We start from the raw sequence: 2,396 nt of genomic DNA, 5'->3' as shown, positions 1-2,396 counted from the left end.
TTGCGGGGGGGCCCCGGGCGGGGGGGGCGGCCGCGGGGGGGGGCCCCCCATATTTGTTGTGTCCCCCCTCCCGCCGCGCCCCCGGCCCCCCCCCCCCCCCCCCGAGCCGGAAAACTCTCTTCCAGTCGTTAGCTTACGCCGGCAAATGCATCTTGCACGAGCAGATCCGGGCATGAGCAGATCCGGCAGATAGCCAGCTGGCTTGCCGCCGACCGCCTGGCCTTCATCGATAACGCGCAAGAAATCGGCCGGGCATCCTCGCGGACACCCGGCCGTAAAGTCTTTTCAGAAAATAGAGTGCGGTTTACTTCTTGACCGCCGCCGCGACTTCCGCCGCGAAATCGGTTTCTTCCTTCTCGATGCCCTCGCCGAGCGCGAAGCGCAGATAGGCAGTGATCTTGGCCGGTGCGCCGATTTCCTTTTCGGCATCCGTCAGCGCCTTCTCGACGGTGATGTCGGGATTGAGCACGAAAGCCTGCTTGAGCAGCACGACCTCTTCGTAAAACTTGCGCAGACGGCCCTCGACCATCTTCTCGATGATCGCCTCCGGCTTGCCGGACTGGCGCGCCTGGTCGGCGAAGATCGCCTTCTCGCGCTCGACCGCGGCCGGATCGAGCTGCTCCGTCGTCAGCGCCATTGGGTTGGTGGCGGCGACATGCATAGCGACCTGACGGGCAAAGGCGTTGGCGGCCTGCGCGTTGCCTGTCGTCTCGATGGCGACCAGCACGCCGAGCTTGCCAAGGCCGTCGGCAACCGCATTGTGAACGTAGGTTGCGACAGCGCCGTGCTCTACGGTGAGCTTGGCCGAACGGCGGAAGCCAAGATTCTCACCGATCGTGCCGACAGCATCCTTGATGGTGTCGGCGACCGACTTGTCCGAACCCGGATACGGTGCGGCTGCGACGGCCTCGGTCTTGCCGCCATAGGCGAGCGCGACCTTGGCGACCTTGGCGACGATCTCCTGGAAGGCGGCGTTGCGGGCAACGAAGTCGGTCTCAGAGTTGACCTCGACGACCGCCGCCTCGCGGATACCGGAATCGACGCCGATCAGGCCTTCGGCGGCAGTACGGCCGGCCTTCTTGTCGGCCTTGGAAATGCCCTTCTTGCGCAGCCAGTCGACGGCCTCTTCCAGGTTGCCGTTGGTCTCCTTCAACGCCGCCTTGCAGTCCATCATGCCCGCGCCGGTCAAGTCGCGGAGTTCTTTGACCTGTGCAGCCGAAATGCTCATTGTCGCCTCTTTGTTTAAAATGCACCGACGCACCACCGGTCCTCGATGATGCGCCTGGCGCCAGCGCTTAGCGCGCCAAAATATGAGAAAGATGAAGGCCGAAACCGGCCTTCGCTGCTACGCTTCCGGTGTCTGGGCAGCCGGTGTTTCGGAGGTCGGCGTCGGCTCGAGTGCCGGCTCGACCGGAGCCTCGGCCAAAGCGCCGACGTCGACGCCGAGCGCGCCCTGCTGGCGAGCGATGCCGTCGATTGCAGCCTTGGCGATCAGATCGCAATAGAGCTGGATGGCGCGGGCCGCGTCGTCATTGCCCGGAATCGGGAAATCGATCTTGTCCGGGTCGCAGTTGGAATCGATGATGGCGACGACCGGAATGCCGAGACGCTTGGCCTCGAGGATGGCGATCGCTTCCTTGTTGGTGTCGATCACGAACATCAGGTCGGGCGTCGAGCCCATGTCTTTGATGCCGCCCAGCGCCTTGTCGAGCTTCTCGCGCTCGCGATCAAGATTGAGGCGCTCCTTCTTGGTGAGCCCCTGGGCCTCGCCGGCCAGCATCTCGTCGAGCTTGCGCAGGCGCTGGATGGAATTCGAAATCGTCTTCCAGTTGGTCATCATGCCGCCGAGCCAGCGGGAGTTGACATAGTACTGGGCCGAGCGCTGCGCGGCGTCGGCGACGATGTCGGACGCCTGGCGCTTGGTGCCGACGAACAGCACGCGGCCACCCTTGGCGACGGTGTCGGAAACCTGCTTCAGCGCCTGGTGCAGCAGCGGCACCGTCTGCGAGAGGTCGATGATGTGGATGTTGTTGCGGGCGCCATAGATATAGGGCGCCATCTTCGGGTTCCAGCGGTGAGTCTGGTGGCCGAAGTGAATGCCAGCTTCCAAAAGCTGGCGCATGCTGAAATCAGGCAGAGCCATTCTTGAGTATCCTTTCCGGTTAGCCTCCACGGACACAGGCATTTCTGGACTTTGTCCTCGAACGCCACCGGAGGTTTCAGCCGGATTTCTCCCGGGCAGACACCAAAGTCCGTGTGTGGAATGAGCGCGCATATAGAGGGGATGCGCGACAAACGCAAGCGCTGCGGTGTCTTGCGCAGGGCAACGAGTCCAGGTTAACGGGGTTGGAGAGCTGCCATCAGGTAGTCGGTATCCCAGGTTGCGAGTTTTCGCT

General features: G+C 63.3%; 2 protein-coding genes. Both read right to left on the bottom strand.

Features of this window, described 5'->3' with window-relative positions; translation table 11 throughout:
- Positions 1-304: 304 nt before the first annotated feature.
- Complete coding sequence (gene tsf / locus AC0L3N_RS25285; protein WP_473550142.1) at positions 305-1,228, bottom strand: translation elongation factor Ts; 924 nt, start codon at positions 1,226-1,228, stop codon at positions 305-307.
- Positions 1,229-1,345: 117 nt separating this feature from the next.
- Positions 1,346-2,143 carry a 30S ribosomal protein S2 gene (gene rpsB / locus AC0L3N_RS25280; RefSeq protein WP_123145844.1) on the bottom strand — a complete coding sequence of 266 codons (798 nt, stop codon included), beginning with the start codon at positions 2,141-2,143 and terminating at the stop codon, positions 1,346-1,348.
- Between the last annotated feature and the right edge of the window lie 253 nt (positions 2,144-2,396).

It is taken from the genome of Mesorhizobium sp. WSM4807 (genome assembly GCF_055811615.1).
This window is presented reverse-complemented; position numbering and strand designations above follow the sequence as displayed.